This window comes from Shouchella rhizosphaerae (assembly GCF_036700015.1).
GTDB classification, from domain to species: domain Bacteria; phylum Bacillota; class Bacilli; order Bacillales; family Bacillaceae_D; genus Shouchella; species Shouchella rhizosphaerae.
Genome location: NZ_CP144921.1, coordinates 2,745,249 through 2,762,263, shown reverse-complemented (window position 1 = coordinate 2,762,263; position 17,015 = coordinate 2,745,249). Strand labels below are relative to the sequence as shown.

Annotated in this window: 16 protein-coding genes; 8 read left to right on the top strand and 8 right to left on the bottom strand. The window is 40.9% G+C overall.

Annotated elements, in window-relative coordinates:
* Window positions 1–160: 160 nt before the first annotated feature.
* The 4 genes from V5G21_RS13710 to V5G21_RS13695 form a co-directional block, all read right to left on the bottom strand.
* The gene (locus V5G21_RS13710; protein WP_338464828.1) at window positions 161–2,065 is read right to left on the bottom strand and encodes a PTS fructose transporter subunit IIABC; all 1,905 of its coding nucleotides are present in this window, start codon (window positions 2,063–2,065) and stop codon (window positions 161–163) included.
* Between the two features lie 27 nt (window positions 2,066–2,092).
* Window positions 2,093–2,962 carry a ketose-bisphosphate aldolase gene (locus V5G21_RS13705; RefSeq protein WP_035204922.1) on the bottom strand — a complete coding sequence of 290 codons (870 nt, stop codon included), beginning with the start codon at window positions 2,960–2,962 and terminating at the stop codon, window positions 2,093–2,095.
* Window positions 2,963–2,982: 20 nt separating this feature from the next.
* Window positions 2,983–4,851, bottom strand: a complete 1,869-nt coding sequence (locus V5G21_RS13700) for a BglG family transcription antiterminator (protein WP_338464827.1) — start codon at window positions 4,849–4,851, stop codon at window positions 2,983–2,985.
* A 302-nt stretch (window positions 4,852–5,153) separates the two neighbouring features.
* Window positions 5,154–5,549 carry a RidA family protein gene (locus V5G21_RS13695; protein ID WP_338464826.1) on the bottom strand — a complete coding sequence of 132 codons (396 nt, stop codon included), beginning with the start codon at window positions 5,547–5,549 and terminating at the stop codon, window positions 5,154–5,156.
* Between the two features lie 374 nt (window positions 5,550–5,923).
* Between V5G21_RS13695 and V5G21_RS13690 the strand changes: the two genes are divergently transcribed.
* Window positions 5,924–7,165 (top strand): HAD-IIA family hydrolase, encoded by a 1,242-nt coding sequence (locus tag V5G21_RS13690; RefSeq protein ID WP_338465523.1) that lies wholly within the window; start codon window positions 5,924–5,926, stop codon window positions 7,163–7,165.
* A 254-nt stretch (window positions 7,166–7,419) separates the two neighbouring features.
* Here the strand turns inward: V5G21_RS13690 and V5G21_RS13685 are convergent, their stop codons facing one another.
* Both V5G21_RS13685 and V5G21_RS13680 read right to left on the bottom strand, forming a co-directional pair.
* On the bottom strand, window positions 7,420–7,815 hold the full coding sequence (locus V5G21_RS13685; protein ID WP_011245708.1) for a VOC family protein: 396 nt from the start codon (window positions 7,813–7,815) through the stop codon (window positions 7,420–7,422).
* A gap of 106 nt (window positions 7,816–7,921) precedes the next feature.
* On the bottom strand, window positions 7,922–8,356 hold the full coding sequence (locus tag V5G21_RS13680) for a GNAT family N-acetyltransferase (RefSeq protein ID WP_011245707.1): 435 nt from the start codon (window positions 8,354–8,356) through the stop codon (window positions 7,922–7,924).
* Window positions 8,357–8,529: 173 nt separating this feature from the next.
* On the opposite strand from V5G21_RS13680, the gene azlC reads away from it, so the two are divergent.
* From azlC to V5G21_RS13645, 7 genes are all read left to right on the top strand, one after another.
* Complete coding sequence (gene azlC, locus V5G21_RS13675) at window positions 8,530–9,246, top strand: azaleucine resistance protein AzlC (RefSeq protein WP_011245706.1); 717 nt, start codon at window positions 8,530–8,532, stop codon at window positions 9,244–9,246.
* The gene (locus V5G21_RS13670; protein ID WP_011245705.1) at window positions 9,243–9,569 is read left to right on the top strand and encodes a branched-chain amino acid transporter permease; all 327 of its coding nucleotides are present in this window, start codon (window positions 9,243–9,245) and stop codon (window positions 9,567–9,569) included. The genes azlC and V5G21_RS13670 overlap by 4 nt, the downstream gene beginning before the upstream one ends.
* Window positions 9,570–9,685: 116 nt before the next feature.
* Complete coding sequence (locus tag V5G21_RS13665) at window positions 9,686–10,054, top strand: iron chaperone (protein ID WP_035204935.1); 369 nt, start codon at window positions 9,686–9,688, stop codon at window positions 10,052–10,054.
* Window positions 10,055–10,429: 375 nt separating this feature from the next.
* Complete coding sequence (locus V5G21_RS13660; RefSeq protein ID WP_011245703.1) at window positions 10,430–10,759, top strand: ArsR/SmtB family transcription factor; 330 nt, start codon at window positions 10,430–10,432, stop codon at window positions 10,757–10,759.
* Entirely contained in the window at window positions 10,756–11,154 is a 399-nt protein-coding gene (locus V5G21_RS13655; protein WP_035204938.1) for an SRPBCC family protein, read from the top strand. Before V5G21_RS13660 ends, V5G21_RS13655 begins: the two co-directional genes overlap by 4 nt.
* A 112-nt stretch (window positions 11,155–11,266) precedes the next feature.
* A complete protein-coding gene (locus V5G21_RS13650) occupies window positions 11,267–13,522 on the top strand; it encodes an excinuclease ABC subunit UvrA (protein ID WP_338464825.1) in 2,256 nt (751 codons plus the stop codon).
* A gap of 50 nt (window positions 13,523–13,572) precedes the next feature.
* Window positions 13,573–14,280 carry an FAD-dependent oxidoreductase gene (locus tag V5G21_RS13645; RefSeq protein ID WP_338464824.1) on the top strand — a complete coding sequence of 236 codons (708 nt, stop codon included), beginning with the start codon at window positions 13,573–13,575 and terminating at the stop codon, window positions 14,278–14,280.
* Window positions 14,281–14,575: 295 nt separating this feature from the next.
* Here the strand turns inward: V5G21_RS13645 and V5G21_RS13640 are convergent, their stop codons facing one another.
* Window positions 14,576–15,805: an MFS transporter gene (locus V5G21_RS13640; protein WP_011245699.1), complete on the bottom strand. Its 1,230-nt coding sequence runs from the start codon at window positions 15,803–15,805 to the stop codon at window positions 14,576–14,578.
* 15 nt (window positions 15,806–15,820) lie between these two features.
* Window positions 15,821–16,864: a metalloregulator ArsR/SmtB family transcription factor gene (locus V5G21_RS13635; RefSeq protein ID WP_338464823.1), complete on the bottom strand. Its 1,044-nt coding sequence runs from the start codon at window positions 16,862–16,864 to the stop codon at window positions 15,821–15,823.
* Window positions 16,865–17,015 lie beyond the last annotated feature (151 nt).

Below are 17,015 nucleotides of genomic sequence, written 5' to 3'. Positions count from 1 at the left end.
GCGTGAAAGGAAGATTGACTTTCCACTCAACCAAGGAGGTTCATACTCCCAAAGGCTAATCCAGAAACCAGTGTAGTCTCATCATTCAATCTTAATGAAACCCTCGATACAAAACGCTTGTCCGAGCGTCCTGCCCTCTATTAATGGCACAACTGATGCCTTAAAGAACACTGCTCATTTTTTTGACGTTGTTTCGGTCCTTCTCAGGAATTGGTTTTTTCAAAAAGCCAATGATCAAGCATGTAATGATCGACCCAAGCAAGATGCAACCAACGTACAATAATGGTTTATCACTTGCAATCGGGATCACAAAAATCCCGCCATGAGGGGCCTTTAATGAAATATCCAGCGCCATGCACAATGCACCGCCTACTGCAGCACCGATAATATTTGCCGGAATGATTCTTAATGGATCAGCAGCGGCAAAAGGGATTGCCCCTTCGGTAATAAAGCTTGCTCCTAAGACATAACTTGCTTTTCCTGCTTCTGCTTCTTGAATCGTAAAGCGATTCTTAAAGATTGTTGTCGCCAGCGCAATTCCAAGTGGCGGAACCATTCCGCCAACCATCAATGCCGCGGAAGGTTCAAAAATATTGGCAGCAAACATCGCTAGCCCAAAGGCAGAAGCCGTTTTATTAATCGGCCCGCCCATATCCGAAGCCATCATACCGGCTAATAAAGCGCCTAACAGTGCCGCATTTATGCCAGTAAGACCTTTTAATACAGCTTCCAAGTATTGGTTAAGCATAGACATAGGTGTGTTCAAGATAAAGAACATAAACGCGCCAACGACTAACGTACTTAATAATGGAACAATTAAAACAGACACTAAACCTTGAAAAGATTTCGGTATTTTGGCCATTGCCTTGCCAATAAATTTTGCAGCAAAACCGCCTACAAAGCCAGCTATCATACCACCAAGGAAACCAGAGCCTCCGATTGTAGCAACCATGCCACCAATCATGGCTGGGGCTAACCCTTGTTTGTCGGCAATGCTGTAGCCAATAAACCCAGCCAGAATAGGAACCATCAATGCAAACGCCGCTTCTCCACCGACCTGACTAAAGAAATGGGCAATCACATTGTATTGATCGCTTTCAGGATCTGCCGCATAAATGCCAAACATAAAGGAAATCGCGATAAAAATGCCGCCGACTACAACGAATGGGATCATATACGAAACCCCACTCATAATATGCTTGTAAAAATTCAATCCTGTTTTTTCTTCTTCTAACTCTGGCTCCTGCTTCTGTACGGCTTGCTCAACCTTTTCATCCCGAATACGATAGGAAAGCGCTTGGTCAATTAAATGATCTGCATCACTAATCGCTTTCTTTACAGGTACATCAATAAAACGTTTGCCTTGTAATGAAGAAGTATCCACTCGTACATCGTGTGCAACGACAATGGCGTCTGCTTTCTGAATATCGGCTGCTGTTAGTTTGTTTTCAGGGCCATTTGCGCCATTGGTTTGAATTTTTACTTTCATGCCCCGTTTTTCGGCTGCTTCCTTTAATGATTCTGCCGCCATATAGGTGTGGGCAATTCCAGTCATACATGCCGTAATTCCGATTAAATATTTTCCTGAGTCTGCTTCGTCAGTTGTATCCTTTTCCTGTAAGCGGTCCTGTTCCTCAATCGCTTTCATCACCTCATCTACTGATGTAGCGACAAGGAGCTTTGCTCTAAACGTTTCACTCATTAAAAAGGTTGAAAGTCTAGACAAGAGCGCTAAATGTTCATTTGAAGCATTTTCCGGCGCAGCAATCATAAAGATTAAATTCGTATGTTGCCCGCCAAAATCAATTCCTTGCAGTGTCCGCCCCATTACAATTGTCGGTTCCGGCACAGTGCTAGATTTTGCGTGTGGAATCGCAACGCCATAGCCGACTGCTGTCGAAATTTCTTGCTCTCTTTTATAAATCGCTTTTTTGAATGCTTCCGGGTTATCAGTAAGGCCGTTTTGTGCCAATTTATCGACTAACTCATCAATAACAGCTGTCTGGCTATTCCCTTGAAGGTTCAAAATTATATTGTCACGCGTTAAAATATCGACCAATTTCACGTTATTCCCTCCTTTAAGTGTATGAGTTTAGCAAAAATAGAGGTGTGCCTTATTTGTCGAATTAAATAAATCCATTTTTTGTTTTACAACTTGTTGTGCTGCTTTCCGCGCACTTGGCATGATCACGTCTGGCTCATAGGCGCTTTGGTTAGCCGTTAAGAAACGCCGCATTTCTTCAAAGAAAGCACTTTTCATATCTGTCGATAAATTGATTTTTGCAACACCATGAAGATACGTTTGCGATATCTCTTCATCTTTATTGTCACTTCCTCCATGAAGGACAAGAGGAATTCCTACTTTTTCGTTGATTTCAGCGAGCAAGTCTAGCTTTAACTCTGGTTTGCCTGCGTGCTTATATTGACCATGAGAAGTACCAATCGCAATCGCCAACGTATCGATCCCTGTATCTTCAACAAATGTTTTTGCGTCGTTAGCGTCTGTATACAATATTTCGTCAGCCCCGCCTTCAGAGCTTCCTTCATTTGATCCAATTGTCCCTAACTCAGCTTCTACGGAAACATTTACGTTATGTGCAAGTTTGACGACTTCCTTCGTGATCGCGATATTGTCGGCAAACGAGGCATGTGAGGCATCAATCATCACAGACGTGAACCCATTTCGAATCGCTCTCATCACATCTTTGACAGACGCGCCGTGATCAAGATGAATGGCCATCGGCACTTTTGCGTTTTTGCATCTTTCCCGGACGTAGGCCACAAATTCATCGCCAAGCAACTCAATTTCATTCGGATGGATTTGGATGATGGCAGGGGCATTTTTTTCTTCGGCTGAATCGACAACGACTCGTACAAACTCACTGTTTGCGACATTAAAGGAACCTACTGCAAAGTGGTGTTCGTATGCTACAGCTAACAATTCTTTCATATTCATTAACATGGATTTTCTCTCCTTATTGGTTAAATCTGATTCCAAACTTTGATAAATTCTGTTTTCTGTTCTGTATGAAGAAGCTCTCGTACATGTTCGATTCTCTTTGTCTTCTGAAAAAACTCTGTAAAAGCGTATTCATTCCGTTCAATATCGGAAGAGGGAATGTAAATGATAATTAGCTGAACTAGCTCATTCCCCCACTGGATCGCTTTCTGATTAACGCCAATGATCACCCTCTCTTTATATTCTTCCATTTCAAAATAAGGGTGAGGAATAGCCACTAAGTTGCCTATCGACGTATAAGACATGCTCTCCCTTTTCATCGTTGGTTCATAGTAATGCTCTTGGCCATTTAGCGTAAGCAAGTGGCGGATCGCTTCTTCAGGGCTATTCTCATTCATCCAGTGAATCGCCGCGTCCTCAATAATCGAATTCTGGGCTTCAAGGAAGAAACGAATTTTCTTTATATCAATGCTTTGAAAGCCATTTTGAATCATAATGAAATTGGCAGTCGTTTGTGGTGTAAATGCTAGATTGATGCCAATGTATAAATAGGAATGGTCAAATACATAATCGGTCGAGCATTTTTCGATTTTGCAAATGTCTAGTTCATCAAAATATGTTGCAATTTTAGAAGCAATAAGCTTTGTCCGCTCATAGCTTCTACTGTAAAGAATGATGGTTTTTAATTTCTTCCTCTTTTTATCCTGTGAATCGAGAATGACTTGAATATGATAGGCTAAATAAGCAATTTCACTGTCCTGAATTTCGACAGTAAATTCTTTTTCAATTTGTAGAGCAATATTAGAAGCAATACTGAAAGAGAAAAAATATTCTGCTTTCGTTTCTTTCACAAACGGGTTATAGATAAGCAAATTATGTGAAGCAGGATTAATAATTCGATAAATGTGATTGGAAATGTTATTTCTAAACCTTGTCTGTGAATAAGTAGGAACTTGATAGACCTGTTCCACTTGACGTAAAATCTCTTCAATTTTGCCTATCACTTCTGGGTTCTTGTTTTTTATTTTGGCATCGTCTAAGTCTAACTGTAACGATATTAAATAATTGACAAGAAAAATCGCTTCATCGTCTGTGATATGGACGCATTCATGCAACTGAGACCGAAACGCTTCTGCGACTTCAAATTCCTTAAAGTCTGTCAAATTCACCAGCTCTGTATCTTGAATAGCGACAAGATGACCAGCATTGATTTGATGGATAATAATAATCAATTGAGTAGTCAGTTTTTTGTAAATCGAGAACTCCATGTTAAGCTGGTGATTTTTATTAATTTCATCCACTACTTTAAAGACACTTTCAATCGTTTCTGGCTTCACCCATGACCGGAATCCATTGATGACAAAATCCTTGAACATCTCTTTCTTTACAGAAATGGACGTAAAAAAACTTTCCAACAAAATTCGTTTTTGCATTTCCGTGCCAATCAATTTCATGCCTTTAAACACTTTTGTATCTATGGAAACATCGATTCCTAAAGCGTCAATATTCATTGTAAGCCGTTGCATTCGACTGCGAATCGTCTGTGGGGAATAATAAAACTGGTCGGCAATTTCGTCGTATGTGGTGTACCGATCCTCATTCATTAAGAACTGGATAATTTCAAACTCCAGAAGCACTTCTTCCATTTCTTTATTCGTTGATCCGACTCGCTCTTGATCAATTTGGCTATCATCTTTGAGAAGTTTATAGCCTTGCGGCGATGAAATAATGACGATGTCACTAAAACTTTCATTAATATCCTTAATATAGTTGCGAATCGTGCGGTCCGTGACATTTAAGATCTCAGCCAACGCGGAAGCGGATACATATTCTCGATTTTGGTTCGCTAGAAAGTCAATTAATTGATTACGCTTTTTCTGCAATCTAACCACCACCTTCCTATGTCATCACTGTATAATAGGAATGACATAGACGCTATATCCGTATATTTTCCTATAGCTAGGAAAATATGCGCTTTCCATTTCTAAACAATAGGCGATTTTGCTCATATAGCCTAAATACTTTACGCAGAGGAAAACTTATAAATGTAAAAACGAATGGTCTAACTTGGATTACGTTGAATGGATACTAGAAGGGCGATGACGCTTAGAAGGAAGTGAATGGATAAAGGGTAAGAGGGTTGTTTCCTTTTTTAAAGCATAAAAAGGGGGACAGAACGCTCCCCCTTTAATAGTTATACTTTAGCTGCCCAAATTTCGATTTCAATTTTAATCTCAGGTAGTCCTAACTCCGCAAGGTACCCAATGGTCATCGCTGGATACTCCTTTTCAAACAGCCGATCCCACTCTGCATATAAAAAATCCCAATCGATTTGCTCAGTCCCCCATATGTTGACCTTTATAATATTTTCAGCACGTAGCCCTTCAGATTCCAACACTGCTTTCACATTCGAGAACGTATTGCGCACTTGGTCATTCATATTTCTCGGGAATTGCCCTTGTTGATCGACGCCAACTTGACCGGATGTGACAAATAACTCTGCATTTCTAGGAATCTTTGTAATATGCGTATAGTTGCCCACTGGTGCTGGCACACTTGCGGGGTTTTTTCTTGTTATTTTTTCACGCATTCGTATCCCACCATTCTAAGATTTTTCCGCTGTTTCCCACTACACTTTAAATGACTTCGCCTGTAGTTGCTATTCTTGTAGTTTATCAGCCTTACTTACGTAATCAATAGCCTTAAAGATACGCACATCCCTATACTAACACGAACAAGCGATGAAACCGTCGTCCAAAGCACAGACTCCCAGTAAGTTTGAAGCCTATCATGATATACTCAATTCTAGTATCCTTGATGTATAACGCGGGGAGAAACGTTTTATAAAAACAAGGAAGAAGGTCTAATCATACGCGACTTTCATTGCCCTTTATGGGAACAGAGGTAGAACTTCCCTCTATTTTAACCCCTTCCGTAACAACAGCTTGCAAGGAGAGATAAATGATGATTGCCGATAAGTTTGATGTATTTTTATTTGATTTAGATGGGGTCGTCTATATAGGACCAGACCCACTTCCTGAGGCCGTAGAGTCGCTTCAACGATTACGAAAAAAACAAAAGGGCATTCGATTTTTAACAAATAACCCTTGTACCACACGAGAAAAAACAGCAAAACGATTGCGCACTTTAGGTATAGAAGCAAGCTGCGACGAAATTATCACCTCTAGTTGGGTGACGGCACAATACCTCCGTAAGGAGAACATCAAAACGGCCTTTGTTTTAGGTGATCAAAATTTAAAATGGGAATGCCAACAGGCTGGTATTGATATACAGGACCAAGTAGATGTAGATGCAGTCGTTGTTGGATGGGACGACCAGGTGTCTTTTCATGACATCAAAAAGGCAGCAAACCTGATTCAAAAAGGGGCCACATTCATTGCTACAAATACGGACAAAACCTTTCCGACACCCGAAGGTCCTTCACCTGCCGTAGGGGCCATCGTGGAAGCGTTACGTGTGTCAACAGCAAAAGAGCCTTTGGTTATAGGGAAGCCCTATCCTCATATGTTTAAGGAAGCGCTTCGTGATTTTCACCCGTCTTCTCAAGCAGTAATGATAGGCGATACTCCTTATACCGACATTTTAGGAGCGCATCAGGCAGGAATACCAGCTATATTAATAGCGGACAACGATTTTAAACCATATCCTTCAGCAAGAGATTTGCGTAACCCAGATGTTGTCGTGCCTCATCTAAAGAGTCTATTTGACGACAATATCAACATAAAACCATCAGTCACTCCTTCCTTTTCTTGGCCCGATAATATCAAGGCAGGAGTAGCGGGCATTATTTTTGATAAAAAACAGAGAGTTCTCCTCATTAAACGTCTCGATAATGGATTATGGGGTATTCCCTCAGGTCATGTTGAACCAGGAGAAACAGTCGAAGAAGCGATCATTAGGGAGATTTGGGAAGAAACTGGTTTGAAAGTAAAAGTGAATAAGTTAATTGGGATTTATTCAGAGCCTTCCTCTCAAGTTTTCTCTTATCCAAACGGGAAGATAAGTCAGTTTATCACCTCATGTTTTGAATGCGAGGTTGTAGGCGGAGCACTAATCAAAACAAGCAACGAAACATTAGATGCGAATTATTTTGATTGTGATGATTTACCAAGCAACCTTCTTCCTATGCACCCCATGTGGCTTCAAGATGCGTTAGCAAAGGAAGTAAAACCCTTCATTAGGTAGTATTTATATACGATGGGCAACGGTCCTTTCGTCGATAAAGAGCATGTACCAAGATAGGCGCATGCTCTTTTTACTGACAGCTCGATAAAGTATGAGGCAACAGTGTGCAAAAGTGACTAGTATGAGGACAAAAACAATAAAAACCTCTATGTCATTTGATACAAGTATGCCAAGAGCCTAAAACAAAATTAGTTAGACAAGGGGCATAAAAAATTTCAAGAGTTTAGGCTCTTGAAATTTATAACGAACTTGATTCACTTAGAAAAATTCAATTCCCATGATACCCCATTTCTGTCCTTGACAATTGCATGCTTGGCTCCCCAAAACGTATCTTGCAATTCCATCTGCACTTCTCCGTCTTTTGACAACTCGTTGTAGATACGCGTTATTTCTTCTTCGCTGTCAAGGTCAGGCCCGAGCAAAATATGACTGCCTTGGATCGTCTTTTGCCCAAATACATCAGCCATGTATAAAATGCAATTCTCATTGATATGCAATTCGGCATGAATGTACTTTCCTTCATGGCCTTTAAACATTTCAATGCCGTCAGACAACTGGGTATTTTTGATTTCTCCGCCGAAAACGTTTTGATAATACGCAATTTCTTCTTTGCAATTCTCGATCCTGAGATGAGGCACGATTCTTTTCATGAATGCTTCCTCCTAGTATGGCTTATAAGGCATAGCGTTTCATAACAGTATACCCTTTATTCAATGAAACATCCTTCATTCCTTCTTCTAAAATCTGCGGCTACTATCATTTTTTCAAAGATACTTTAAACACATAACTTACTTTTTCATAGTCCATTTTTTGTTCATAAAATCGATGTGCGCTTTCCCTTTGTAATCCTGAAGATAAGGCCACTTGTTCATAATGATGGTTTTTTGCCCATTCATGTACATATGTAAGCAGCTTTTCTCCGTACCCTTTTGAACGTTTTTTCTGATCTGTGACTAAGTCGCAAACCCAAACAAATCGTCCGTAATAGAGCGTCACCATTGGTTTAAAGCCAATAACCGCCACGATTTCATCCTCCTCAAACAAAGCAAGCATTTTGTATCGATCCTTTTCCTGCGCCTCGATTACGAATTCAAGATACTCGCTTTCGTCAAGATGAGTGCGCAACTGCTTTACTACTGGAAAGGCGGCGAGAATTTCTTTTTCTGATTGCAGTTCTTTTATCATTACCATGTATATCCCTCCAACTTCTTTAGCTGCTTAAGAAATTTAATATAGCCCGTTTCTTTATTCCATTAAACCTGTTAAATTCTTATTTTGGCAGTGCCTTATGGGAACAAAAAGGTTCTTTGAATCGCCTTTGTATGTTATAACTAATGAAGTTGCTTGATCAAGGAAGTGAGCCAATGTCAGACAAAAATAAACTACTACCGGCTTTAAAAGCAGCGTTTCCGTATACCATACCGATTCTAGCTGGTTTTTTATTTTTAGGAATCGCTTATGGAATTTACATGAACGCTTTAGGATTCGCGCCCATTTATGCTATTTTAATGAGCTTAACGATCTTTGCAGGGTCGATGGAATTCGTCGCAGCGCATTTGTTGCTCGTTGCCTTTAACCCGCTTAACGCGTTATTGCTTACACTCATGTTAAACGCAAGGCATTTATTTTATGGCATATCGATGTTGGAAAAATACAAAGGGACTGGGAAAAAGAAGTTTTATTTAATCTTTGGTCTTTGTGATGAATCGTTTGCCATAAACAATACCGTTCAAATACCACCCCATGTCGATAAGGGCTGGTTCATGTTTTTTGTCACTTTGCTCAACCACATTTATTGGGTTGTGGGCGCCACGATAGGAAGCCTCTTCGGCTCTATTGTTACGTTTAACACGACTGGTTTAGAGTTTGTGATGACTGCTTTATTTGTCGTGATTTTTCTTGAACAGTGGTCAAAAGAGAAAACGCATCAAAGCTCATTAATAGGGTTAGGCGTTTCCATTTTGACGTTAATCGTATTTGGTGGAGAAAACTTTATTATCCCTGCAATGGCACTGATGTTAGCCATTCTAACCTTCATGAGAAAACCTTTAAAGAAAGTAGAGGGAACAGCTAGACAATGACCGTGCCGCAACAAGTTATCATCATTCTCATCGTTGTTTTTGGAACAATGATGACTCGTTTTTTGCCCTTTTTAATTTTCTCAGCTGAGAAACCAACACCTTCATATATCAAATATTTGGGAAAGGTTCTTCCACCAGCAGTATTTGGCTTACTTGTCATTTATTCGTTAAGAAAAGTGAACGTCTTTGAAGGAAATTACGGCATCCCAGAACTCGTTTCTGTCCTTGTCATCATCGTTTTGCATTCCTGGAAAAGAAATATGTTGCTGTCTATCGCAAGTGGGACCATTTTGTATATGTTCCTCGTGCAAATCGTATTTTAAACGGATTTCATAGATTGTGAAGAATGGTTTGAAACGAAAGAAGAAAGACTACTAAATGCTTACAAATAAGTTTACCGACGTTAAATAAAAATTTTTTTATTTTAGAGGTGAATCATATGGACGCTTTTAAAGAATTTTTAGATCGTATTGATAACCCGCAACACCGTGCTCGAACGGAAGAGGTTTTGGCCTGGGTAACGAAAACATTTCCACATTTAGTCCCGAAAATCGCGTGGAATCAGCCTATGTTTACCGATCACGATACATTTATTATCGGCTTCAGCGTCGCTAAGCATCATCTGGCTGTTGCCCCTGAACAAGCGGGGATTCATCACTTCGTTGATGAGATTGAACAAGCTGGCTATGATCACACTAAGGAACTGGTACGTATCAAGTGGGATCGTCCAGTTGATTTTTCATTATTAGAAAAGATGATCGAGTTTAATATACGGGATAAAGCAGACTGCACAACTTTTTGGCGGTAACGAGAGACAGTTGATGGAACAAATTTTTGGGGGAGGCATTGTGGTACGATGCCCCCCTTTTTACATACACTCTGGCTGAATCCTACTACTGAACATGCCCTTTTTCAAAATATGTCCTAAGGCAAGCCGCAATACTAGTGAACCGCTCTCGCTAGAGGGACATTTCAAGTTCATAACAACCATCCCTCTCCCTCTACACTGCTACCATCACTTAAGATTTTTTTATTCACGCCTGGACTCGTCTTATAAAAAAGATTGACACGCAACCAAACGGTGTCCTATAATCAAAGCGTCACTAAATGGTGTCCAATTATAAGTTGTCAAACAGCCACTAGACGGGCTGACTTTTGGCAATCATTATTAGGAGAGGGTGTTGTGAACGAGTATAGCCCATCGCGGGACGTGTTTGACGCGATTGCCGATCCAACTCGGCGCCATTTAATTCATCTTTTGGCAGAAGCAGATGAAATGCCACTTTATGAATTGACGGCACAGTTTCATATGGGCCGAACAGCCGTATCAAAGCATTTGACTGTCTTGAAAGAAGCCGATTTAGTTCGTGACCGAAAAGTCGGCAGAGAAACGCGATTTCGGCTAAACGCTGCTCCTCTGAGAGAAGTTCAAGATTGGGTCGCTTTCTACAGCAAGTACTGGAATACGAACATGTTGCGCTTAGGCCAACTATTAGAGGAGGACGAAGAATGAGTTTAAAATTAGAATTGGATTTCCAATACAAGACGTCGATCGAAAAACTTTGGTCAGCTATCACTGACTCAAACAAGCTTGCCCAATGGATTACGGAAAATGATTTTAAGCCTATTGTAGGTCATCGCTTTCAATTTCGCCATGAGCCATCCGAATGGTGGGATGGTATTGTCGAAGGCGAAGTGCTTGTTGTCGATGAACCGAATCGCTTGTCTTATACTTGGGCAACCGGAGACGAAAGACATACCGTCACTTTGACGCTTCAGGATTTAGGGGACGGAAAGGTGAACCTTCATCTCGAACAAACTGGATTTTCGAATGTTCATGGCCTCGAAGGCGCGAAGCATGGTTGGAGTGCTTGGGCCAACGAACTTCCACAAGTGTTGGAACAATAACTTGCACTCGGTTGTTAATCGTTGCAAACCGGCTGCAAACAGCATGCAGCCGGTTTCGTAATGACTAAGCGAACCATACAAGAAAACGATTTCTATTGGAAGGATGTTACGTATGAGCGAATCGAATCGAGAATACATCGTCATCTCGGGTGCAAGGGAAAACAATCTTCAAAACGTCTCATTGCGCATCCCTAAGCGAAAGATCACCATTTTCACAGGCGTTTCTGGATCAGGCAAGTCATCGATTGTCTTTGATACCATCGCCGCAGAATCGACCCGTTTGCTGAATGAGAACTTCAGCATGTTCGTGCGCAGCTTCCTCCCCCGCGTTCCTCAGCCAGATACAGACGCGATTGAGAACCTAAGCATGGCAGTAATCGTAGACCAGAAGCGGCTAGGCGGCGGCTCTCATTCCACAATGGGCACGATTACTGATATCTCACCGATTCTCCGTCTTCTTTTCTCCAGAGCAGGCCAACCCTACGTTGGAGAATCAAACATGTTCTCCTTTAACGACCCCCAAGGTATGTGTCCCGAATGTAACGGTATTGGACGCAAACTGAACGTCGACATGGACAAAGCAGTTGATCTGTCAAAATCGTTGAACGAAGGGGCCATTAAACTACCTGATTATAAAGTCGACGGTTGGGACTGGTCATTGGTTGTACAGGCAGGACCCTTTGACCCTGATAAAAAACTGAGCCACTATTCGGACGAAGAGCTAGAAAAACTGCTTTACAGCAAAGCGAAAAAAGTAAAGATGGACTTTGCAGGAAAAGCAACAAATGTCACAGTAGAAGGCGTCATTGAGAAGTTCACCAACAAATACATCAAGCAAGATTTGAAGACGAAGTCTGAGCGTACACAAAAAGCAGTTGCGCCATTTATCACCGAGGGCACGTGCTCCACTTGCCACGGCTCGAGACTTAGTCAGGCAGCACTCAGCTGCAAAATAAATGGCTTTAACATTGCAGAAATGTCTTCCATGGAGGTCGGACAGCTCATTCGCATCATTCATGAGGTCGACATCGCTGTTGCTGCGCCGATCATAAAGTCGTTGTCAGAGAGGCTACAACATCTTGTCGATATTGGTCTTGATTACCTAACATTAGATCGGGAAACAGATACATTGTCCGGCGGCGAATCGCAGCGCGTCAAGATGGTCAAGCACCTGAGCGGTAGCCTAGTAGATGTCACGTACATCTTTGATGAGCCGAGCGTAGGCTTGCATCCCCGCGACGTACACCGCTTAAACGAACTGCTGCAAAAGCTGCGCGACAAAGGCAATACGGTAATTGTTGTCGAGCATGATCCTGATGTAATCAAGGTCGCAGATCATATTGTTGACGTCGGGCCTCACGCTGGCAGCCATGGAGGTACGATCGTATACGAAGGAAGTTTTCAAGGCCTGTTGGAGTCAGGTACTTTGACCGGTACCCATATGAAGCGGCCACTTGAGCTGAAACATGACACAAGGCAGCCCTCCGGCAAGCTGTCCATCAAGAATGCGACATTGCATAACTTACTGGACGTAAATGTCACAATTCCAACAGGAGTGCTGACCGTTGTTACAGGTGTGGCTGGCTCAGGCAAAAGTACGCTCATTAACGACGTATTCCTCAGCCAGAATCCAGATGCCATTGTCATCGACCAGTCGGCAGTAGGCGTGTCTACACGTTCAAATCCCGCAACCTACACGGGCATAATGGATGATGTGCGCAAAGCGTTTGCTTCTGCTAACAAAGTTAACAAAGGATTGTTCAGTTTCAACTCCAAGGGAGCTTGCGAAAACTGCCAAGGGCTCGGCGTCGTGTATACAGATCTTGCCTTTCTTGAAAGCGTGAAACTGCCATGTGAAGTATGCAGAGGCAGACGGTTTAAGGAAGAAGTCCTTGCCTACAAGTTAAATGGCAAGTCTATTGCAGAAGTTCTTGAGATGACTGTAGAGCGGGCATTGGAATTTTTCGAACAAAAAGAGATTGTCCGCAAGCTTCAGGCAATGAGTGACGTAGGGTTGGATTATATTACACTTGGCCAGCCACTTAGCACCCTTTCAGGCGGGGAGTGCCAGCGTATCAAGTTGGCAAGCGAACTTCACAAGCAGGTCAGCATCTACGTGATGGACGAGCCGACAACTGGCCTGCATATGTCAGATATCGGCCTGCTTTTAACGATCATGAACCGCCTTGTCGATGCCGGCAATACAGTAATCGTCATTGAGCATAACCTCGATGTCATTAGCCAAGCGGATTGGATTATTGATATGGGACCAGACGGAGGCAGCAACGGCGGCGAGGTCGTGTTCGAAGGCACGCCTTCACAGATTATCCACGCAGAGCAGTCGATCACAGGAAAATATTTGGCATAGAGCAGGAAATCGTTTAGAAAAGCCCGCTATTCGGGAAAAGGAGCTGAAACATGACATTTTTTCAAGATGTATTCTCGGTATTCAAAAAGAGAGAATTGGTTTTTCAACAAAGCTACAAAGAATCCGATGACATCTATTCTTTTCTTTTTGAAAAAGAGCACAATGTAACATGGAAAGCAGGACAATATGGATTGTTCAGTATTACGCATAAAAAAGTGAAAAATCCTACAAAACCGTTCAGCATAGCCTCTGCCCCCACAGAGAATGTCATAAAAATAACAACGCGCATTAGCAATAACCCCAGTGATTTTAAAAAAGCAATGCTCGAATTAAAACCAGGTGTGAAAGTAAAAATGAGCGGGCCAGTAGGAGCTTTTACTCTTCAAGAACAAAAGCCCTCACTCCTGATCGCAGGAGGAATTGGCATCACCCCATTTCGATCGATCCTCACACAACTAGAGGCAGAAAAGAATGGAGACGACAAACACATTCATCTCCTCTACCTCGATAGCAAAAAGTCATACCTATTTAAAGATGAACTTGATGCGATTGCCAACCGCGCATCTATTCACGTGACTTACCTTGATTCACAAGACAGCTTGCATCAAGAGATTGACCAGTTTGCTGCTTCACATCAAAACAATGGCGTTTACTTTATTGCAGGACCAAAATCCATGGTCGAGTCCATTTCCACTTACTTGAAAAACAAACACATTTCAAAACGGAATATTAAGAAAGATACTTTTTTCGGGTATTAAAGGGAAAGAAGGTAGAGCAGGTATGGAGACCGTTCTACCTTCCTAATTGATACAGGCACGTGCCGGCAGACCAGAGCCTTAGTCTCAGTGACCATAGGAATCGGCGCCCTAGATGATAAAAACGAAACGCTAGCTGCGTTTGTCACTTGTGGTCTTTTTATAATTCTTTTGCATCACCACTATAAAGTACTATAATCTAAAGACCAATATACAGGAGTACCCTAATAACACTATGTCAGGGATGGAAACTGTCATCTAAAAACCAATAAGCGAATCATTAATTTTTTATTGTTAATTAAGCGGCCGTTTCCTTTATTGTTTCTACTTCATTATCAATGAACTTAAAAAAAGGCAAAGTAAGGCCGACGAAAGCCGCTGTGCTAATAATCAATCCAATCAATAAATAAAGTGGTCTAACACCAAATGCTTCACTTAATAACCCTCCTAGCAATATACCAAGAGGCATTGTCCCTCTAATGATAAATAATCGAACAGAAAAAACTTTACCCATTAAGTCGTTTGGAATCACTTGCTGACAAATCGTAGTATTGTGTATACTAAAAATCGCCATCACTATACCGCCTATTATTTCTGTTGTTATTGCGAAGGATATACTATGATTAAAGGCTAGAACGAGAAATGTGATTCCACCGATAAACAAGGAACCCAACATGATTAATCTTCGACTCTTAAATACAATTTTCGGTACTAATATCGCTCCTATAAAATAACCTATAGGGAAACCTGCCATAAAATAACCATATTGCGCATATGAGCCATTCAAAACCTCTGTTATATAAGGAAGCGTTGTGACCATAGTTACACCTACTCCAAATTGAACAAAAGCTAAAAAAAACCCTAACCAAACGACAATACGTTGTTTAAAAAAGAAATAAATGCCTTCTTTAAATTCCAACAACCACGTACTTCGTACTGTTTGATCTGCTTTTTTTCCTTCGTTTATAAGTAATAAGGTACAGCCACTCATTAAGAGCAGAATACTAACCAATAATAGTGTCACGTCTAAACCTAAATATTGTATGACAATGCCTGCCAGTATTGGCGCTAAAAAAGACATGATACGAACCGTTCCATCAATATAAGCATTAGCCGACTTTAATTGTTCTTTCGGTACGATCATAGGCGTCAATGCATGGTTAGCGGGCACGTAGAGAGGCGAAATGAAACCGACTACAATTTGTACAGTGTATATTTGCCATACCTCAAGGTTTCCAGTATATAACGCTATTAAAGGAATGAAAAAGATCATCCCTCTAGTCCATTGAGACAAGACCATAATCCACTTTCTACTCCAACGATCGATATATGGACCAATAACCAATTGCAAGATAAGGGATGGAATAAAATACAACAACCACATACTCCCTAACGCAAAAGTTGACTCGGTTAATTGGTATACTAAGATCGAGTTGCAAAATGTGCCAAACGCCCCTCCCATTTCTGAAATTCCATTTCCTGCCCAAGTAGAAATAAACGAACGATTTTTGAAGAGTTGTGTTTTCATTAGAGAACCCCTTGATCAGCGATTTAGATACTCGCTTAATTCTTCTGCTAGCATATTTAACGCATTTTCTTTTAAAGCGTATTTCGTTTCTTTCATACCTACAATTTTTGACGCCCTTAAGATTTTTAAGTGATGGTGAACAGTAGATTTTCCCATGTCCAGCATGTTAGTAATATCTTGAAGCGAGCGATCCTTTTCACATAACAACTTAACAATTCTGAGTCTTACATCATCTCCAAGCGCTTTATACTTTTGAACTAAGAAGTTGGATGGCATGTATTTATCGTCTGGCGACAGGCTTTCATTAGCAACTGGATAATAAAATACTTTTGTCCCCTCAATGTCTGCTTCAATATTCCAAGGACGATAAATAAATTGTGGTATTAATAATACTTTGTAAACACTAGGCTCCGGCACATAATGCACGCCTCCCGTCGCCCAATGAACCAACTCTTCCGGGTTTAATTTTTGTTTCCTATTTAGCTTGGATTTATAATCAAACTCAAGTATCTGCTCAATACGCTCCAATTTAGGTTTGATAACAGTATTAAACCAACTTGTCATGACATAAATGAGATGTTGCTTCAATCGTGCCGTTTCTACCTTGAATAGAAAATCTACGTATTGTGGAAAAAATGGATTATCCTCAGTAGCTTTAATTAACTTTAAATTGGCAGCAGAATCTCCTTGGGCAGCGCTTTTCCTTACCTCTTGATAAGGTTCCCCAATATAAGGAAAGCAAATAAATTTGAGTTCATAAGCGTCTAGCTCATTAATATACTGACAGAAATCAGAAAGGCTAGTTCCTTTATAGTAATGAAGCAATTGTAATAATGCCTTCCATGTATTATTTTCCTCTACATACAGTAATTCCCTCAATAGTTCATCTGAAAAATTTTCTTTTAACGTTGGCCAATAGGAGTTTGGTTTTTCTAGTGTGTCGATTAATTGTTTATTAGTAATAGCCGCAATCCCTAAAGCACATTCCCATAATGGGGAATGGGTTAATTCGACCTGGTATGTGTCTCTTTTTCTACTTGTTATATGTAATATGTCCACTGGCACCCTCCTACATTTGTTTATATACAGAGTACACTAAGAAAGAACACCGTTCAATATTTTTCGAATGAATAATTCTAAAACAACCGAACGATTTGTTCTGTCTTCCACATCCACTCAGGGCGACACAATAAGCAGGAGTTTTAAGTTA